General features: G+C 63.7%; 19 protein-coding genes, 1 tRNA gene and 1 pseudogene. 16 read left to right on the top strand and 5 right to left on the bottom strand.

Annotated features, from left to right (window positions below):
• Position 1 precedes the first annotated feature (1 nt).
• Positions 2-961 carry an AAA family ATPase gene (locus tag CFE50_RS15805; protein ID WP_007160342.1) on the bottom strand — a complete coding sequence of 320 codons (960 nt, stop codon included), beginning with the start codon at positions 959-961 and terminating at the stop codon, positions 2-4.
• A gap of 317 nt (positions 962-1,278) precedes the next feature.
• Here CFE50_RS15805 and CFE50_RS15810 point away from each other — a divergent pair, with 317 nt between their 5' ends.
• Positions 1,279-3,369, top strand: a complete 2,091-nt coding sequence (locus CFE50_RS15810) for an LTA synthase family protein (protein ID WP_286734829.1) — start codon at positions 1,279-1,281, stop codon at positions 3,367-3,369.
• 58 nt (positions 3,370-3,427) lie between these two features.
• On the opposite strand, the gene CFE50_RS15815 is transcribed toward CFE50_RS15810, so the two are convergent.
• The 3 genes and pseudogenes from CFE50_RS15815 to CFE50_RS15825 all read right to left on the bottom strand — a co-directional run bounded on the left by CFE50_RS15815 (position 3,428) and on the right by CFE50_RS15825 (position 4,709).
• Positions 3,428-3,643: a cold shock domain-containing protein gene (locus CFE50_RS15815; RefSeq protein ID WP_160923550.1), complete on the bottom strand. Its 216-nt coding sequence runs from the start codon at positions 3,641-3,643 to the stop codon at positions 3,428-3,430.
• A gap of 120 nt (positions 3,644-3,763) precedes the next feature.
• A pseudogene (locus CFE50_RS15820) lies at positions 3,764-4,072 on the bottom strand (cold shock domain-containing protein membrane protein); the annotation flags it as partial.
• Positions 4,073-4,238: 166 nt separating this feature from the next.
• On the bottom strand, positions 4,239-4,709 hold the full coding sequence (locus CFE50_RS15825) for a Dps family protein (RefSeq protein ID WP_132832088.1): 471 nt from the start codon (positions 4,707-4,709) through the stop codon (positions 4,239-4,241).
• Between the two features lie 211 nt (positions 4,710-4,920).
• Between CFE50_RS15825 and aspS the strand changes: the two genes are divergently transcribed.
• The 15 genes from aspS to CFE50_RS15900 all read left to right on the top strand — a co-directional run bounded on the left by aspS (position 4,921) and on the right by CFE50_RS15900 (position 16,815).
• Positions 4,921-6,696 (top strand): aspartate--tRNA ligase, encoded by a 1,776-nt coding sequence (gene aspS / locus CFE50_RS15830; RefSeq protein WP_286734832.1) that lies wholly within the window; start codon positions 4,921-4,923, stop codon positions 6,694-6,696.
• A 105-nt stretch (positions 6,697-6,801) separates the two neighbouring features.
• On the top strand, positions 6,802-7,548 hold the full coding sequence (locus CFE50_RS15835; protein WP_007160337.1) for a YebC/PmpR family DNA-binding transcriptional regulator: 747 nt from the start codon (positions 6,802-6,804) through the stop codon (positions 7,546-7,548).
• On the top strand, positions 7,548-8,108 hold the full coding sequence (gene ruvC, locus CFE50_RS15840) for a crossover junction endodeoxyribonuclease RuvC (protein ID WP_007160336.1): 561 nt from the start codon (positions 7,548-7,550) through the stop codon (positions 8,106-8,108). Before CFE50_RS15835 ends, ruvC begins: the two co-directional genes overlap by 1 nt.
• A 46-nt stretch (positions 8,109-8,154) precedes the next feature.
• Complete coding sequence (ruvA, locus tag CFE50_RS15845) at positions 8,155-8,757, top strand: Holliday junction branch migration protein RuvA (protein WP_007160335.1); 603 nt, start codon at positions 8,155-8,157, stop codon at positions 8,755-8,757.
• A 4-nt stretch (positions 8,758-8,761) separates the two neighbouring features.
• Positions 8,762-9,814 carry a Holliday junction branch migration DNA helicase RuvB gene (gene ruvB, locus CFE50_RS15850; protein ID WP_007160334.1) on the top strand — a complete coding sequence of 351 codons (1,053 nt, stop codon included), beginning with the start codon at positions 8,762-8,764 and terminating at the stop codon, positions 9,812-9,814.
• Positions 9,815-9,865: 51 nt separating this feature from the next.
• Entirely contained in the window at positions 9,866-10,315 is a 450-nt protein-coding gene (gene ybgC, locus CFE50_RS15855) for a tol-pal system-associated acyl-CoA thioesterase (protein WP_007160333.1), read from the top strand.
• A gap of 2 nt (positions 10,316-10,317) precedes the next feature.
• On the top strand, positions 10,318-11,010 hold the full coding sequence (gene tolQ / locus CFE50_RS15860) for a protein TolQ (RefSeq protein ID WP_132832092.1): 693 nt from the start codon (positions 10,318-10,320) through the stop codon (positions 11,008-11,010).
• 11 nt (positions 11,011-11,021) lie between these two features.
• Positions 11,022-11,468, top strand: coding sequence for a protein TolR (gene tolR / locus CFE50_RS15865; protein WP_007160331.1), 447 nt, complete (start codon positions 11,022-11,024; stop codon positions 11,466-11,468).
• Entirely contained in the window at positions 11,468-12,571 is a 1,104-nt protein-coding gene (gene tolA / locus CFE50_RS15870; RefSeq protein ID WP_037006956.1) for a cell envelope integrity protein TolA, read from the top strand. The genes tolR and tolA overlap by 1 nt, the downstream gene beginning before the upstream one ends.
• Positions 12,568-13,866 (top strand): Tol-Pal system beta propeller repeat protein TolB, encoded by a 1,299-nt coding sequence (gene tolB / locus CFE50_RS15875; RefSeq protein WP_027597944.1) that lies wholly within the window; start codon positions 12,568-12,570, stop codon positions 13,864-13,866. The genes tolA and tolB overlap by 4 nt, the downstream gene beginning before the upstream one ends.
• A gap of 59 nt (positions 13,867-13,925) precedes the next feature.
• Positions 13,926-14,447, top strand: coding sequence for a peptidoglycan-associated lipoprotein Pal (pal, locus tag CFE50_RS15880; protein WP_007160328.1), 522 nt, complete (start codon positions 13,926-13,928; stop codon positions 14,445-14,447).
• 6 nt (positions 14,448-14,453) lie between these two features.
• Positions 14,454-15,281: a tol-pal system protein YbgF gene (ybgF, locus tag CFE50_RS15885; protein ID WP_286734842.1), complete on the top strand. Its 828-nt coding sequence runs from the start codon at positions 14,454-14,456 to the stop codon at positions 15,279-15,281.
• A gap of 71 nt (positions 15,282-15,352) precedes the next feature.
• Complete coding sequence (queE, locus tag CFE50_RS15890; protein ID WP_039975761.1) at positions 15,353-16,003, top strand: 7-carboxy-7-deazaguanine synthase QueE; 651 nt, start codon at positions 15,353-15,355, stop codon at positions 16,001-16,003.
• A 2-nt stretch (positions 16,004-16,005) separates the two neighbouring features.
• Positions 16,006-16,680: a 7-cyano-7-deazaguanine synthase QueC gene (gene queC / locus CFE50_RS15895; RefSeq protein ID WP_027601711.1), complete on the top strand. Its 675-nt coding sequence runs from the start codon at positions 16,006-16,008 to the stop codon at positions 16,678-16,680.
• Between the two features lie 59 nt (positions 16,681-16,739).
• Positions 16,740-16,815, top strand: a tRNA-Lys gene (locus tag CFE50_RS15900).
• Positions 16,816-16,992: 177 nt separating this feature from the next.
• On the opposite strand, the gene CFE50_RS22655 is transcribed toward CFE50_RS15900, so the two are convergent.
• Positions 16,993-18,012 (bottom strand): site-specific integrase, encoded by a 1,020-nt coding sequence (locus tag CFE50_RS22655; RefSeq protein ID WP_353744006.1) that lies wholly within the window; start codon positions 18,010-18,012, stop codon positions 16,993-16,995.
• Positions 18,013-18,051 lie beyond the last annotated feature (39 nt).

Genomic DNA, 18,051 nt, shown 5'->3' on the forward strand with positions numbered 1-18,051 from the left:
CTCAGGCCACGGCCACCAGATCGAGGATGCGCTGCACCACCCGGTCGTGATCGATGCCGGCGGCTTCCGCCTCGAAGGACAGGATGATGCGGTGGCGCAGGACGTCGAAGACCACCGCCTGGATGTCCTCCGGACTGACGAAGTCCCGCCCGGCCAGCCAGGCGTGGGCGCGGGCGCAGCGATCCAGGGCGATGGAACCGCGCGGACTGGCGCCGTAGGTGATCCAGTGCGCCAGATCCTGGTCGAAGCGCCCCGGGGTGCGGGTCGCCATGATCAGCTGGACCAGGTATTCCTCCACGGCGTCGGCCATGTACAGCCCGAGCACCTCGCGGCGGGCCGCGTTGATGGCCGCCTGGGTGACGCGCTCGGTCGGCAGGGTCTCGCCGTCCAGGGCTTCGCCACGGGCCTGGGCGAGGATGCGCCGCTCCACCGAGGCGTCGGGGTAGCCGATCTTGACGTGCATTAGGAAGCGGTCGAGCTGGGCCTCGGGCAGGGGATAGGTGCCTTCCTGCTCGATGGGATTCTGGGTGGCCATCACCAGGAAGAGGTCGGGCAGGGCATAGGAGGTGCGACCGATGCTCACCTGGCGTTCGGCCATGGCTTCCAGCAGCGCGGATTGCACCTTGGCCGGCGCCCGGTTGATCTCGTCGGCCAGCACCAGGTTGTGGAAGATCGGCCCCTGCTGGAAGGAGAAGGTCGCCGTGTCGGGGCGATAGATCTCGGTGCCGGTGATGTCGGCCGGCAGCAGGTCGGGGGTGAACTGGATGCGGTGGAAATCCGCTTCCAGGCCTTCCGCCAGGTCCTTGATGGCCTTGGTCTTGGCCAGCCCGGGGGCGCCTTCCACCAGCAGATGACCGTCCGCCAGCACCGCGATGAGCAGCCGCTCCACCAGGGTTTCCTGGCCAAGGATCTGGCTGGTGAGGTAGGTGCGAAGCACCTGCAGAGCGTCACGGTGAGCCATGGGGCATCCTGAATACGGCGCTGGAGCGGTCGAGGGTGCTGGATTTTACTGCAAGCGGCGGCTGCCGCCCATGCCTGCGCTGACGTCGCATCCAGAGCAGTCCTTGACGAAATTTTGACGAGCTCCTGCTCAGGCTGGGCGCTGGTCGGCGCGGCGGAGGTCTCGCTTCGCCCACGTCGCGCAGGCCAGGACTGGCGTGATCGCGCCGGATGGTTAAACTCCCACGCCTGCCGACCGCGCCCGAGGCCTCTGCGTGGGCGATCCCGAGCCGCTGGCCACACGCCGCGAATCCCTGCTGCTTTTGACAAGGTGTTTTCATGTCGCAAACGGAAGTCCCCCACACCCCGCGCGCCGCTGGCATCCGCCCGCTGCCGACGCTGGGCAGCCACCTCAGCTTCGTGCTGGGTTGCGCCCTGGCGCTGATGGTCATGTTCACCCTGCTGCGCCTGGCGCTGCTGGGCTACAACACCGATCTGATCGGCGACTCGCCCTTCGCCACCTTTGCCGAGGCCTTCTTCAACGGCGCGCGCTTCGACCTGCGCCTGGTGGTCTATATCTGCGTGCCCTCGCTGCTCTGCCTGCTCAGCGCCAGAGCCATGGCCGCCCGCCGCCTGCAGGCCGGCTGGTTCACCCTGGCCGCCAGCCTCTGCCTGCTGCTGGGCGTCGGCGAGCTGAACTTCTACCGCGAATTCCACCAGCGCCTGAACAGCCTGGTGTTCCAGTACATGCAGGAAGACCTGCACACCGTCACCAGCATGATCTGGAACGGCTTCCCGGTGCTGCGCCTGCTGCTGGCCTGGGCCGTGGCGACCCTGCTGCTGGGCCTGGTGTTCTTTGGCGTCGAGCGAGCCACCCGCCGTTATGCCACGGCGCGACCGGCCGCCTGGTATCGCCGGGGCGCGGTGTTCCTGCTCTGCCTGGTGGTGGCCGTCATCGCCGCCCGCGGCACCCTGAGATCCGGCCCGCCGCTGCGCTGGGGCGACGCCTACACCACCGATTCCATGTTCGCCAACCACCTCGGCCTGAACGGCACCCTGACCCTCATCAATGCCGCCGAGAACAGCTTCTCCGACCATCGCGACAACAGCTGGAAGGCGACCATGCCGGCCGCCGACGCCCTGGCGGTGACCCGGCAACTGCTGCTGACCCCGCGTGACGAGCTGATCGACGCCGACAAGGCCGCCATCCGCCGGATCTACACCCCGCCCACCGACGGTCAGTTGCCCAAGGTGCGCAACGTCGTGGTGATCCTCATGGAAAGCATGGCCGGTCGCTACATCGGCGCCCTGGGCAACGAAGACGGCATCACCCCCAACTTCGACGCCCTGGCCAAGCAGGGCACCCTGTTCACCCGCTTCTTCTCCAACGGCACCCATACCCACCAGGGCATGTTCGCCACCATGGCCTGCTTCCCCAACCTGCCGGCCTTCGAGTACCTGATGCGCATGCCCGAGGGCGCGCACCAGTTCTCCGGTCTGCCGCAACTGCTCAGCACCCGTGGCTTCGACGACGTCTACGTCTACAACGGCAACTTCCAGTGGGACAACCAGTCCGGCTTCTTCAGCAACCAGGGCATGACCAGCTTCGTCGGTCGCGAGGACTTCGTGAATCCGGTGTTCATGGATCCGACCTGGGGCGTTTCCGACCAGGACATGTTCGACCGCTCGGTGCAGGAGCTGGACAAGCTGGCCAAGGCGCCGGATGGCAAGCCCTTCTATGCGCTGCTGCAGACCCTGTCCAACCACACCCCCTATGCGCTGCCCAAGGACCTGCCGGTCACTCCGGTCACCGGTCACGGCTCGCTCGACGAACACCTCACCGCCATGCGCTACGCCGACTGGTCGCTGGGTCAGTTCTTTGCCAAGGTCAAGAACGAACCCTGGTACCAGGACACCCTGTTCGTCATCGTCGGTGACCATGGCTTCGGCAACAACGAGCAGATCACCGAGATGGACCTGTCGCGCTTCAACGTACCGCTGCTGCTGATCGGTCCGGGCGTGCAGGAAACCTTTGGTGCCCGTCGCGACACCGTCGGCAGCCAGATCGACGTGGTGCCCACGGTGCTGGCGCGCTTCGGCAAGCCGACCCAGCACCAGTGCTGGGGCCGTGATCTGCTGGGTCTGCCCCAGGGCGATCCGGGCGTGGCGGTGATCAAGCCGTCGGGCAGCGACCAGACCGTGGCCCTGGTCACCGGCGATCGCATCCTGGTCAAGCCGCGCGACCGCGACGCCGTGCTCTATCGCTATCACCTGGGCACCCAGGCCGGTGGCGAGGTGCTCAAGGGTGATGCCAGTGCGCCCGAGCTGCAGAAGCGCCTGGAGGCCTTTATCCAGACCGCGACCGCCAGCCTGCTGGGTAATACCACCGGCATGACCGACAGCAAGGCCGCCGAGGCTCAGCGGCAGTAGTCTCGTCGTCCATGAAAAAGGCCGCCCGAGGGCGGCCTTTCTTTTTTGCCTGCAGCGATCAGGCCGCGATGACCACGTCTTCGGCCTGTAGGCCCTTGTCGCGCTGGATCACCGAGAATTCCACGCGCTGGCCTTCCATCAGCACCCGATGACCTTCGCCACGGATCGCGCGGAAGTGCACGAAGATGTCGTCGCCAGTGTCGCGGGAGATGAAGCCGAAGCCCTTGGAGGTGTTGAACCACTTCACCGTGCCGCGCTCGCGGTCATCGGCCAGCGGACGGGCCGGAGCGGCGGCGGCAGGGGCGGGACGCACGGCCTGCCGCTGCCGAACCTCGCTGTCGGCCACTGCGGCGTTGCCCGCCGGGGCGCGAAACTTTTCCGGCAGGCTGGCGAGGGCGGCGACCAGGGTCAGACCCAGCGGCAGCAATTCGGCCGGCAGGCCGCCGATCTGCTCGAGGGGCGCCAGCAGGATAAAGGTCTGGGCCACGACGGCGATCACCAGCAGGGCGCTGGCGAGTTTCTGGGCACCGCTGCTGCGGCTACGGGAGAAAGGCGTGAAGAGGAGGGTGGCAAGACCCAGCAGGGCCAGATGGATGGACTCGGGTTGATCGAAGGACGAGGTGTCGGACTGCAGTCCGGGAATTGCCGATAACAGGAGCGCAGCAGCGCCCACCACGACATGGACAGTAGATAACGTGTTCAATGTGAAATCACCTTGGGATAGAGAACACGGGTCTGCCGAAACTGCCGGAGCGGTGCCCGACAGCGGAGTGACCCGGCGCGAAAAGCGCGTCCTTATTTAACCCAAAAGGTGAGGGCCGCTCAATCGTGGCACCGTCGCGGGCCGCGGCCCGCGACGATGGCCGGACTCAGGCGGCCAGCAGGCTGCGCAGCATCCAGGCGGTCTTCTCGTGGGTCTGCATGCGCTGGGTCAGCAGATCGGCGGTGGGTTCGTCGCTGACCTTGTCCAGCAGCGGGAAGATGCCCCGCGCGGTGCGCACCACGGCTTCCTGACCCTGCACCAGCAGGCGGATCATCTCCTGGGCGTCCGGCACCCCTTCCTCTTCCTTGATGCTCGACAGGCGGGCATAGGCGGCATAGGTACCCGGCGCCGGGAAGCCCAGGGCGCGGATGCGCTCGGCGATGTCGTCCACCGCCACGGCCAGCTCGGTGTACTGGGTCTCGAACATCAGGTGCAGGGTGTTGAACATCGGCCCGGTCACGTTCCAGTGGAAGTTGTGGGTCTTCAGATACAGGGTGTAGGTGTCGGCCAGGAGGCGCGACAGGCCCTCGGCGATCTGGGCACGATCCTGTTCGGCGATTCCGATGTTGATTTCCATGCTGACGGCTCCTGTGCGTCGGTTGCGAAGGGCTCCGAGGCTATCACAGAACCGCTGGCCGTTTAGCCAGTGTTCGCACGTCGAGCTGCGTGCCCGGCTACGGTAAAATCGTGACGGATGATATAGAATCTCCCGTTCAGTCGAGCGCCCGGTCTTGCCGGCCCGGCGCCTCCACGCATTCAGCCTGTTCTAGAGAAGCGAAACCACGACCATGATGCGCAGCCACTATTGCGGCCAGTTGAACGAGAGCCTGGACGGCCAGGAAATCACCCTCTGCGGTTGGGTCCACCGCCGCCGTGACCACGGCGGGGTCATCTTCCTCGACATCCGCGATCGCGAAGGCCTGGCCCAGGTGGTGTTCGATCCGGATCGCGCCGAAACCTTCGCCAAGGCCGACCGCGTGCGCAGCGAGTACGTCGTCAAGCTCACCGGCAAGGTGCGCCTGCGTCCCGAAGGCGCGCGCAACGCCAACATGGCCTCCGGCGCCATCGAGGTGCTGGGCTACGAACTGGAAGTGCTCAACGAGGCAGAAACCCCGCCGTTCCCGCTCAACGAATACACCGATGTCGGCGAAGAGACCCGCCTGCGCTATCGCTTCATCGATCTGCGCCGTCCGGAGATGGCCGAGAAGCTGAAGCTGCGTTCGCGCATCACCTCCAGCATCCGCCGCTACCTGGACGAGAATGGTTTCCTCGACGTGGAAACCCCGATCCTGACCCGGGCCACCCCCGAGGGTGCCCGCGACTACCTGGTGCCCAGCCGCACCCATCCCGGCAGCTTCTTCGCCCTGCCGCAGTCGCCCCAGCTGTTCAAGCAGCTGCTGATGGTCGCCGGCTTCGATCGCTACTATCAGATCGCCAAGTGCTTCCGCGACGAAGACCTGCGGGCCGACCGCCAGCCGGAATTCACCCAGATCGACATCGAGACCAGCTTCCTCGATGAAAAAGACATCATGGACATCACCGAGACCATGGTGCGCAACCTGTTCAAGGAAGTCCTGGACGTCGAATTCGGCGAGCTGCCGCACATGACTCTGGCCGAGGCCATGCGTCGCTTCGGTTCCGACAAGCCGGACCTGCGCATCCCGCTGGAACTGGTGGACGTGGAAGACCAGCTCAAGGACGTCGACTTCAAGGTCTTCGCCGGTCCGGCCAACGATCCCAAGTGCCGCGTCGCCGCCCTGCGCGTACCGGGCGGGGCGAGCATGCCGCGCAAGCAGATCGACGACTACACCAAGTTCGTCGGCATCTACGGCGCCAAGGGCCTGGCCTACATCAAGGTCAACGAGCGCGCCGCCGGCGTCGAGGGCCTGCAGTCGCCCATCGTCAAGAACATCCCGCTGGACAACATCAACGTCATCCTCGACCGCGTCGGCGCGGTGGATGGCGACATCGTGTTCTTTGGCGCGGACAAGACCAAGATCGTTTCCGAGGCTCTGGGCGCGCTGCGCATCAAGCTCGGTCACGACCTCAATCTGCTGACCTGCCAGTGGGCGCCGCTGTGGGTGGTCGACTTCCCGATGTTCGAGGAAAACGACGATGGCAGCCTGACCGCCATGCACCACCCCTTCACCTCGCCCAAGTGCAGCCCGGACGAGCTCAAGGCCAATCCGGGTGCGGCGCTGTCGCGTGCCTACGACATGGTGCTCAACGGCACCGAGCTGGGCGGCGGTTCCATTCGTATCCACGACAAGAAGATGCAGCAGGCGGTCTTCGAGGTGCTGGGGATTAGCGCAGAGGAACAGGAAGAGAAGTTCGGCTTCCTGCTGGACGCCCTGAAGTTCGGCGCCCCGCCCCATGGCGGCCTGGCCTTTGGCCTGGATCGCCTGGTGATGCTGATGACCGGCGCCTCGTCCATTCGTGAAGTCATCGCCTTCCCGAAGACCCAGAGCGCCGCCGACGTCATGACCCAGGCGCCCGGCGCCGTCGACGCCAAGGCGCTGCGCGAACTGCACATCCGCCTGCGCGAGCAGCCCAAGGCGGAATAAGCCTTATCGGAGGAGGGCGCCCGGACGGGTGCCCGCCGTTTCCCTTTTTCAGTGCGCCGCGGTCATTGCCGCGGCGCCGTCTTCGTCAAGACATTGGAGTAGCTTATGGCCGGTCATTCCAAATGGGCCAACATCAAGCATCGCAAAGAGCGTCAGGATGCCAAGAAGGGCAAGATCTTCACCAAGATCATCCGTGAGCTGACCGTGGCCGCGCGCCAGGGTGGCGGCGTTCCGGCCGACAACCCCCGCCTGCGCCTGGCAGTGGACAAGGCGCTGACCGCCAATATGACCCGCGACACCATCGACCGGGCCATCGCCCGCGGCGTGGGCGCCGGCGAAGGCGAGAACGTCGAGGAACTGACCTATGAAGGCTACGCCCCGAGCGGCGTCGCCATCATCGTCGAGGCCATGACCGACAACCGCAACCGCACCGCGGCCGAAGTCCGCCACGCCTTCAACAAGTGCGGTGGCAACCTGGGCACCGACGGTTCGGTGGCCTATCTGTTCGAGCGCAAGGGCCAGATCAGCTACGCCCCCGGCCTGGACGAGGACGCCCTGATGGAAGCGGCCCTGGAAGCCGGTGCCGACGACGTGGTCGCCAACGACGATGGCTCCATCGACGTCTTCACCAGCTTCGCCGACTTCATCGCCGTCAACGAAGCCCTGACCGCCGCCGGCTACAAGGCCGACGAAGCCGAGGTGACCATGATCCCCTCGACCTCCGCGACCCTGGACCTGGAAACCGCGCAGAAGGTGCTCAAGCTGATCGACATGCTCGAAGACCTGGACGACGTGCAGAACGTCTACTCCAACGCCGACATCCCCGAGGATGTCATGGCGCAGCTCGGCTGATGTCCCTCTACGAGCGCCTGCCGCCCGATGCGCCCGGCACCCTGGTGCTGGGCATCGACCCGGGCTCGCGGCTGACCGGCTTCGGCGTGGTGCGCGACACCGGGCGCGGCTGCGAGTACGTCGCCTCCGGCTGCATCCGCACCGGTAACGGTCCGTTGCCGGAGCGGCTGCAGATCGTCTATCGCGGCGTGCGCGACGTCATCGCCCAGTACGGGCCGGTCACCATGGGCATCGAGCAGGTGTTCATGGCGCGCAACGCCGATTCGGCGCTCAAGCTGGGTCAGGCCCGGGGGGCGGCCATCGTCGCCGGTGCCGAGGGTGGTCTGGAGATTTCCGAATACACCGCGAGCCAGGTCAAGCAGGCCGTGGTCGGCAATGGTGGGGCGGACAAGCAGCAGGTGATGCTGATGGTCATGCACCTGCTGCGCCTGACCGAGAAACCCCAGATCGACGCCTCCGACGCCCTGGCCATCGCCCTGTGCCATGCCCACACCCGGCAGAGCCTGGTGCCTCATGGCCTGCTGGCGACCCGTCGCCGCGGCGGTCGCCTGCGTCTCTAGCGCTATCCGCTCCATCATTTCGCTCCAACGTTAGGAAGGTATCCCAGTGATCGGTCGTCTACGTGGCACCCTGGCGGAAAAGCAGCCGCCCCATCTCCTGCTCGACGTGGGCGGAGTCGGCTACGAGGTCGAAGTGCCCATGACGACCCTTTATCGGCTGCCGGCCCAGGGCGAAGTCGTCACATTGCATACCCACCTCGTGGTACGGGAAGATGCGCACCTGCTCTATGGGTTCGGGGAAAAACGCGAGCGAGAGCTGTTTCGCGAGCTGATCCGACTCAATGGTGTCGGCCCCAAGCTGGCCCTGGCGTTGATGTCCAGTCTCGAGGTGGATGAATTGGTTCGCTGTGTGCAAGCCCAGGACACGGCCGCCCTGGTCAAGGTGCCCGGGGTGGGCAAGAAGACCGCCGAGCGTCTGCTGGTCGAACTCAAGGACAGATTCAAGGCCTGGGAGAATCTGCCCGCCATCGCCCCCCTGGTCTTGCCGAATCAGGCCGCCGTCGCGGCCAGCGCCGAGGCCGACGCGGTCAGCGCCCTGGTCGCCCTGGGCTTCAAGCCCCAGGAAGCCAGCCGCGCCGTCGCCGCCGTGGAAGGGGAAGACCTTTCCAGCGAGGAACTCATCCGTCGCGCCCTGAAGGGCATGGTCTGATCCCATGATAGAAACCGATCGTCTCATCTCGGCCGGTGGCCGCGACCGCGAGGAAGTCCAGGATCGCGCCATTCGCCCGGTACGGCTGGCGGACTACATCGGTCAGCCGGTGGTGCGCGACCAGATGGGCCTGTTCATCCAGGCGGCCAAGGGCAGGGGCGAGGCCCTCGACCACACCCTGATCTTCGGCCCGCCCGGTCTGGGCAAGACCACCCTGGCCAACATCATCGCCCAGGAAATGCGGGTGTCCCTGAAGAGCACCTCAGGTCCGGTACTGGAACGCCCGGGCGATCTCGCCGCGCTGCTGACCAATCTGGAAGCCGGCGATGTGCTCTTCATCGACGAGATCCATCGCCTCTCGCCCATCGTCGAGGAGGTCCTCTATCCGGCGATGGAGGACTACCAGCTCGACATCATGATCGGCGAAGGCCCGGCGGCGCGCTCCATCAAGCTGGATCTGCCGCCCTTCACCCTGGTCGGGGCGACCACCCGGGCCGGTATGCTGACCAATCCGCTGCGCGACCGCTTCGGGATCGTCCAGCGCCTGGAGTTCTACGGCACCGCGGACCTGGCCACCATCGTCACCCGCTCTGCCGGCATCCTCGGCCTCGCCATCGAAGCCGAGGGCGCGATGGAAATCGCCCGCCGCGCGCGGGGCACGCCGCGGATCGCCAATCGCCTGCTGCGGCGGGTGCGGGACTTCGCCGAGGTGCGCGGGCAGGGCCATATCAGCCACGACATCGCCAGTCGTGCCCTCGACCTGCTGGACGTCGATGCTCAGGGCTTCGATCACCAGGATCGCCGGCTGCTGCTGACCATGATCGACAAGTTCGACGGTGGTCCGGTGGGCGTGGACAGCCTGGCGGCGGCCATCAGCGAAGAACGTCACACCATCGAAGACGTACTAGAACCCTATTTGATCCAGCAAGGCTATATCATGCGCACGCCGCGCGGGCGGGTGGTGACCCGGCATGCCTATCTGCACTTCGGACTCAACCTGCCGACGCGTCTGGCCCAGGGCGGTACGCCCGATCTGTTCGAGGTCAATGGTAACTAAATGCAGTTGCGAACATTTCTGATTGGCAACGGCGAGGCTAGGTTCTAGAGTATGCACGCGCAATCGCGGAGCCCGTCGCCGTCCGTCCTCAGGTGTCGTGTCTACTACGAAGATACCGATGCCGGCGGCATCGTCTATTACGTCAACTACCTCAAGTTCATGGAACGCGCCCGCACCGAGCGACTGCGCGCGCTGGGCTATGCCCAGTCCGAACTCGCCCGGGACGGTCTGCTCTTCGTCGTCCACAGCAGCGAAGCGCGCTACCATGCGCCCGCGCGGCTGGATGACGAGTTGCTGATCGGCGCTGAGGTGGTCGAAGCGAAGCGCGCCAGCCTCAGGTTTCACCAGGAGGTCCGGCGTGCCACGGACGATGTCCTGCTTTGTGAAGGGTGGGTGACGGTCGCCTGCGTGCGTGCTGACAGCTTCAGGCCGAGGGCCATGCCCGAAGCCATGCGAACGGTTCTTGCCGGAAGTCCGGCGTCAATTCAATCAGGAGATTAAGCGTGCAACCCAACGTCGACCATACGTCCATGTGGAGCCTCATCGCCAACGCCAGTCTGGTGGTGCAACTGGTGATGCTCATCCTGGTCGCAGCCTCTGTCACGTCCTGGATTATGATCATCCAGCGTGGCAATGCCATGCGCGCCGCCAAGCGTTCCCTGGATGCCTTCGAAGAGAAATTCTGGTCGGGCATCGATCTGTCCAAGCTCTACCGCCAGGCCGGCAGCAACCCCGATCCGGATTCCGGCGTCGAGCAGATCTTCCGCGCTGGCTTCAAGGAATTCTCCCGTCTGCGTCAGCAGCCCGGCGTGGATCCCGATGCGGTCATGGAAGGTGTCGCCCGCGCCATGCGCGTCGCCATCTCCCGTGAGGAAGAAAAGCTTGAGCAGGCCCTGCCGTTCCTGGCTACCGTCGGCTCTACCAGCCCCTACGTAGGTCTGTTCGGTACCGTCTGGGGCATCATGAACTCCTTCCGCGGCCTGTCCACTGCCCAGCAGGCGACCCTGGCCACCGTGGCACCCGGCATCGCCGAAGCCCTGATCGCCACCGCCATCGGTCTGTTCGCCGCCATTCCCGCCGTCGTGGCCTACAACCGTTTCGCCGCCCGCTCGGAAATGCTGATCAACCGCTACTACACCTTTGCGGATGAATTCCAGGCCATCCTGCACCGCAAAGTCCACACCAGCGACGAATAAAGAGGTATCCCATGGTCCCTCGCCGCCAGAAACGCAAGCCCGTCGCCGAGATGAACGTGGTGCCTTACATCGACGTGATGTTGGTGCTCCTCGTCATCTTCATGGTGACGGCGCCCATGCTCAACCAGGGCGTCAAGGTCGACCTGCCCAAGGTCGACAGCCAGGCCCTGCCGCAGGACAACGACAAGCAGATCCTCACCGTCTCGGTGAAAGCCGACGGTACCTACTACTGGAACGTCGGTTCCGAAGTGGATACCGATCAGAAGGCCAAGTCTTCCACCGCGGTGTCCCTGCCGCAACTGAGTCAGCAGGTCGGTGCCATCATGCGTCAGCGTGCGGACACCCAGGTGTTCATCCGCGGTGACAAGGCCGCCAACTATGGCGTCGTCGCCGGCGCCATGGGTGCCTTGCAACAGGCCGGCGTCCCCAACGTCGGGTTGATTACCGAGGCGCCTTGATGCGACACCGCGAGCGTTCGTCGTCCGAAAGTTATTTCTGGCCGGTCATCTGGGCAGTCGCCCTGCATGTGCTGATCTTCGGCCTGCTGTTTGTCAGCTTCGCCTTTACCCCTGAATTGCCCCAGTCGCGTCCGGTCGTCCAGGCGACCCTGGTCCAGCTCAAATCCAAGAGTTCGGCGCAGGTGCAGACCGAGCAGAAACTGGCGGGGGAGGCGAAGAAGACCGCGGCCAAGCAGTACGAGCAGGAACAACTGGAGCAGCGTCGTCAGCAACAGGAAGCCCAGCGTGAAGCGGCGGCGGCCAAGGCGGCTCAGCAACAGAAGGAAGCCCAGCAACAGGCCGCGGAACAAAAGAAAGCCGACGACGCTCGAAAGGCGCAGCAAGCGGAAGCGGCGGCCAAGGCCGCCGAAGCCAAGGCTGAGGCCGAGAAACAGTCCGAGGCCGCCAAGGCGGCTGCGGAAGCCAAGCAGGCCGCCGAGCAGAAGAAGCAGGCGGACATCGCCAAGAAGAAGGCTGACGAAGCGGCCAAGCAGAAAGCGGCCGAGGAAGCAGCGAAGAAGGCTGCGGCAGAGGCAGCCAAGCAGAAGTCGGCCGAAGAAGCCAAGCAGAAGGCTGCTGCCGAGGCGGCCAAGAAAGAGGCTGCTGCGGAGGCCGCCAAGAAGAAAGCGGCGGACGACGCCAAGAAGAAGGCTGCTCAGGCGGCTGCGCGCAAGGCGGCGGAAGACAAGAAGGCGCAGGCCCTGGCCGAATTGTTGTCCGATGATACCCAGCGACAACAGGCACTGGCTGAAGAGCAGGGCGACGAGGTGGCATCGAGTTTCGATGACCTGATCGTGCGGCTGGTCAGCGAGCAGTGGACGCGTCCGCAGTCCGCGCGCAACGGCATGAGCGTCGAGGTGCAGATCAACATGCTGCCGGACGGCACCATCACCAGCGCGACGGTGACCCGCTCCAGTGGCAACAAGGAATTCGATAATTCAGCGGTATCGGCCGTGCGTAACGTCGGTCGTATCCGTGAGCTGCAGCAGCTGGATCGCAAGACCTTCGATCAGCTGTACCGTCAGCGCCGCATGATCTTCAAACCGGAGGACCTGAGTCTGTGAACACCCTGATCCGTTACATCCTGCTGGGCCTGGTCCTGGTGGTGGGCTCCGCCCAGGCGGCCGATCCGCTGGTGATTTCCAGCGGTAGTGATCGCGCCATCCCGATCGCCGTCGTGCCCTTCGGGTGGCAGGGTGGTCAGCCACTGCCGGAAGACCTGGCCAACATCGTCAGCGACGACCTGCGCAATTCCGGGGTGTTCTCGCCGATTCCGCGACAGAACATGCTGAGCCAGCCGAGCCAGGCCAGTGAGGTCATCTTCCGTGACTGGAAGGCCCTGGGTGCCAACTACGTGCTGGTGGGCAACATCGTGCCCAATGGCGGTCGGCTGCAGATCAACTACGCCCTGTTCAACGTTTCCACCGAACAGCAGGTCCTCACCGGCAATGTCGGCGGCGGCACCGATCAGCTGCGCGACATGGCCCACTTCATCTCCGACCAGGCCTATGAAAAGCTGACCGGTGTGAAGGGTGCCTTCTCGACGCGCATCCTCTATGTGACCGCCGAGCGCTTCTCCGCCACCAACACCCGTTACACCCTGCAGCGCGCCGACTATGACGGTGCCCGTGCCGTTACCCTGCTGCAGTCGCGCGAGCCGATCCTGTCGCCGCGTTTCGCACCGGATGGCAAGCGCATCGCCTATGTCTCCTTCGAGCAGCAGCGCCCGCGCATCTTCATGCAGTACATCGACACCGGTCGCCGCGAGCAGCTGACCAACTTCGAAGGCCTGAATGGCGCGCCGGCGTTTTCGCCCGATGGCAATCGCCTGGCCTTCGTGCTGTCCAAGGACGGCAACCCCGAGATCTACGTGATGGACCTTGGTTCGCGTGCCATTCGTCGTGTGACGAATGACTCGGCCATCGATACCGAGCCCTTCTGGGGCAAGGATGGCCAGACCATCTATTTCACCTCCGATCGTTCCGGCAAGCCGCAGATCTACAAGACCAACGCCAATGGCGGGGGTGCTGAGCGCGTGACTTTCGTCGGTAACTACAATGCCAACCCGAAACTTTCGGCGGATGAAAAGACGCTGGTCATGGTGCATCGCCAGGAAGGTTTCACCAACTTCCAGATCGCTGCGCAAGACCTCCAACGCGGCTCTGTGCGGGTACTTTCCAACACCAGCCTCAATGATTCGCCCACTGTTGCGCCCAATGGCACCATGCTAATCTACGCCACCCGCCAGCAGGACCGAGGCGTCCTGATGCTTGTCTCCATCAATGGTCGCGTCCGGATTCCTATTCCCACCGCCCAGGGTGACGTGCGCGAGCCTTCCTGGTCTCCTTACCTGAACTGACGGCTAATTAGAAAAGTCCTTAGTTACACCAACATTGCGGTTCTTTTAGGAGTTACATGATGGAAATGCTGAAATTCGGCAAGTTCGCTGCACTGGCTCTGGCCATGGCCGTGGCCGTGGGCTGTTCCTCCAAGGGCGGCGACGCCTCCGGTGAAGGCGCTGGTGCTGGCGCTGGCGCCGGTGCTGTCGACCCGAACGCTGGCTACGGTGCCAACTCGGGTGCCGTCGACGGCAGCATGGGCGACGAAGCCGCTCTGCGCGCCATCACCACCTTCTACTTCGAGTACGACAGCTCCGACCTGAAGCCGGAAGCCATGCGCGCTCTGGACGTTCACGCTCGTGACCTGAAGGCCAGTGGCCAGCGCGTCGTTCTGGAAGGCAACACCGACGAACGCGGTACCCGCGAGTACAACCTGGCTCTGGGCGAGCGTCGTGCCAAGGCCGTTCAGCGCTACCTGGTGCTGCAGGGCGTGTCCCCGGCTCAGCTGGAGCTGGTTTCCTACGGTAAAGAGCGTCCGGTTGCCGTCGGTCACGACGAAGCTTCCTGGGCTCAGAACCGTCGCGTCGAGCTGAAGAAGTAATAAACGATGTCCAAGCGCCTGCAGTTCTTGATCGCCCTGACCCTTGGTGTACCGGTTGTCGCCGGGGCTCAGGTTCCCGTACAGGATGGTAGTTATGGCGTTGCCCAGTCCGCTGGGCAAGGCTATGGCAACGCAGGCGCGGCCAGTGCCGGAAACGGGGCTCCCGTTTCCGGCATGGGTCAACTGTTCATGCAGTTGCAACAGATGCAGGATGATATCGCGCGCCTGCGTGGCCAGGTCGAGGTTCAGGAAAACGAGATCCGCCAGCTCAAACAGGAAGGATTGGATCGTTACCAGGATCTGGATGGCCGTATTTCCCAGCTTTCTTCCGCGCCTGCCAATGCGGGCGGCGGATCCGCTGCCGGTGCCGCCCAGGGTGGCGCCATCGCGGCCAACAATGCGCCGACGCCGCCTGCTTCCGCAGGCGCACCGGCCGCCAGCAATGAACCGGGCGATCCGGCGAAGGAAAAGCTGTACTACGACGCTGCCTTCGATCTGATCAAGGCCAAGGATTTCGACAAGGCCAGCCAGGCATTCAATGCCTTCCTGCGCAAATATCCCAACAGCCAGTATGCGGGCAATGCCCAGTACTGGCTGGGTGAAGTGAATCTGGCCAAGGGCGATCTGCAGGCTGCTGGCCAGGCCTTCGCCAAGGTCAGTCAGGCCTATCCCACCAGCAACAAGGTGCCGGATTCGCTGTACAAACTGGGTGGCGTCGAGCAGAAGCTCGGCCGCACCGATCGGGCCAAGGGCATGTACCAGCAGGTCATCAGCCAATATCCCGGAACCTCCGCTGCGCAACTGGCGCAGCGGGATCTGAAAAGCCTGCCCTAGCGCAGGCTTTTTTCTTCTATCTACCGCAACGGAGGCGGATGGCCTGTGTAGCCGTCACGCCCGTGGCTTCCATGCAAAAAGATACCCTACGTCTTACCGAGATTTTCTATTCGCTCCAGGGTGAAGCCCGCACCGCCGGTCTTCCTACCGTCTTCGTCCGGCTCACCGGCTGCCCGCTGCGCTGCCACTATTGCGACACGGCCTATGCCTTCACCGGCGGCGAGATCCATCACCTCGATGCCATCCTGGAGCAGGTTGCGAGCTACCGGCCGCGGCACATCTGCGTGACCGGCGGCGAGCCGCTGGCCCAGCCCAACTGCCTCAAGCTGCTCGAGCAGCTGTGCGACGCCGGCTACGAGGTGTCGCTGGAAACCAGTGGCGCCCTGGATGTCAGTGGCGTGGACGGGCGTGTCAGCAAGGTCGTCGACCTCAAGACGCCGGGCTCGGGGGAGGTGGGGCGCAACCTGTACGCCAACCTCGACCACCTGACGCCCAACGATCAGGTCAAGTTCGTCATCTGCTCCCGCGAGGACTATGACTGGGCCGTCTCCAAGCTGATCGAGTATCGCCTGGAGCAACGGGCGGGCGAGGTGCTGTTCTCGCCCAGCCATGGCCAGGTGGTGCCGCGTGAGCTGGCGGAGTGGATCGTGGCGGACAACCTGCCGGTGCGCTTCCAGCTGCAGCTGCACAAGATTCTCTGGAACGACGAACCGGGACACTGAGCATGAGTCAGCCTAAAGCGGTCATCCTTCTTTCCGGCGGCCTGGATTCCGCCACCATCGTCGCCATGGCCAAGGCCCAGGGCTTCGCCTGCTACACCATGAGCTTCGACTACGGCCAGCGCCATCGCGCCGAGCTGCAAGCCGCCGAACGCGTGGCGCGCCAGCTGGGCGTCGTCGAGCACAAGGTGATCGGCCTGGATCTCAATGGCATCGGTGGCTCGGCGCTCACCGACCCAAACATCGCCGTCCCGGAGACCCCGGGCGAGGGCATCCCGGTCACCTACGTACCGGCACGCAATACCGTGTTCCTGTCCCTGGCCTTGGGCTGGGCCGAGGTGCTCGGTGCCCGTCATCTCTTCATCGGGGTGAATGCGGTGGACTACTCCGGCTATCCGGATTGCCGGCCGGAGTTCGTCGAAGCCTTCGAGCGCCTGGCCAATCTCGCCACCAAGGCCGGTGTGGAAGGGGATACCTTCAAGATCGAGGCCCCGCTGCAGTTCCTTTCCAAGGCGCAGATCGTCCAGGCTGGCAGCCAGCTGGGCGTCGACTATGCCCTGACCGTCTCGTGCTACCAGGCCGACGATGAAGGCCAGGCTTGCGGTCGCTGCGACAGCTGCCGCCTGCGCGCCGAAGGCTTCAAGGCGGCGGGAATTTCCGACCCTACGCGCTACCAGTAAAAAATTTCATCTAGGGTGTTGATTCTCCTGAGAAAATCGCTAGAATGGCGCCCACTAACGGGTCGTTAGCTCAGTCGGTAGAGCAGTTGGCTTTTAACCAATTGGTCGTAGGTTCGAATCCCACACGACCCACCATCTTCACCAGAAACCCTCCGCAATGGAGGGTTTTTGCGTCCTCGCAGCCGAAACAAGCAGCCGTCTGCGACGGAATCTAGCCCTGCGGTTTGATGATGTCAAACTGAATCAGCAGGCGCCCTGAGCCTTGCGCCGCACGGCCTTGGCGCAAATTCGTACGTCAGCTCCGCTGTGTAGCTATCCACGCCTTCCTACCGCTGTAAGCGGTCTCGCTCCATTGCTGATCCATTCTGCGAGCTGATCGAACGCTTCCGGCGTAGAGGGTCCGGAGATACTCCCCGGTTGCTGAAAGGGTAGGGAGGGGGGCGGCGTAGGCGGATCCAGTCGCTGTTCCTGGTGTTGCCGCGCGCTGTAATCCACTCGAGCGATCAGGTTCCTCGGTACCTTATCGGCACGTTCTTCAAGGACATGTCGCATCTGGTGTGGATCCGTCTCGATGTATTCCATCGTGGTAGCGATGCTTGAGTGGTTCAGCAGGGCCTTCGCTACGTGAATGTTGCGATCCGCTTGTCGCATTAGGTCGGACGCCAGGGTGTGCCTGAACCGATGGGGAGTCATCCGAGTCCCAACTATCGCCGTCAGCTTTCTATACATTGCCTCAATCTGATTAATATCCATAGTTTCTCGTCTGTAATGCGAGGAGAACCTATTGACGTTAAATAGCTGGTCCGTGGCTTTGAAATTCAGAGAGTCTGCCCACGCTACAACGCGGTCTATGTACTCATAAAGAGGTCCAGGAATGGGTAGGAGGAATTCTTTGTGAGTCTTGTCTCCTTCGCTTCGAACATTAATAGTTCTACGTCTTAGGCAGATGTCTCGTCTCTGTATACTCAATAAAGAGTTCAGGCGAATTCCGGTGTAGTGAAAGGTTTCGTAGACAGATAGCCAGAACCAAGCTGGGGTTATGCTGCTACGCTCGCCTGATACCCGTTCGATCTCTTGTAGCCTGATAAGCTGGTTGCGGCCCTGAGTAATGGCCTCGTGAGGTACAGTTTTTTTCCGCTTTCTAGGTGGAACTACAGAGGTGTCAGTGAAGGGGTTTTTACGGAGCGTCAATAGGTCTTGAGAAATGGCGTATCCGAAAAGCGTTTTAAGATGACTCGCGTACGTGTTCCAGCTGCGCTTGGCTAAGCCTGAATCCAAGGCCTCCTTGCGCCAGATCAGAACATCTCGATGATGTAGCTTTTCGAGTTCCACGTCATCGCCGAATCTCCGGGTTAATGCACGAGCAGCTGC

The organism is Pseudomonas sp. PGPPP4 (assembly GCF_002256045.1).
In the GTDB taxonomy this organism is placed as follows: Bacteria; Pseudomonadota; Gammaproteobacteria; order Pseudomonadales; family Pseudomonadaceae; genus Chryseomonas; species Chryseomonas oryzihabitans.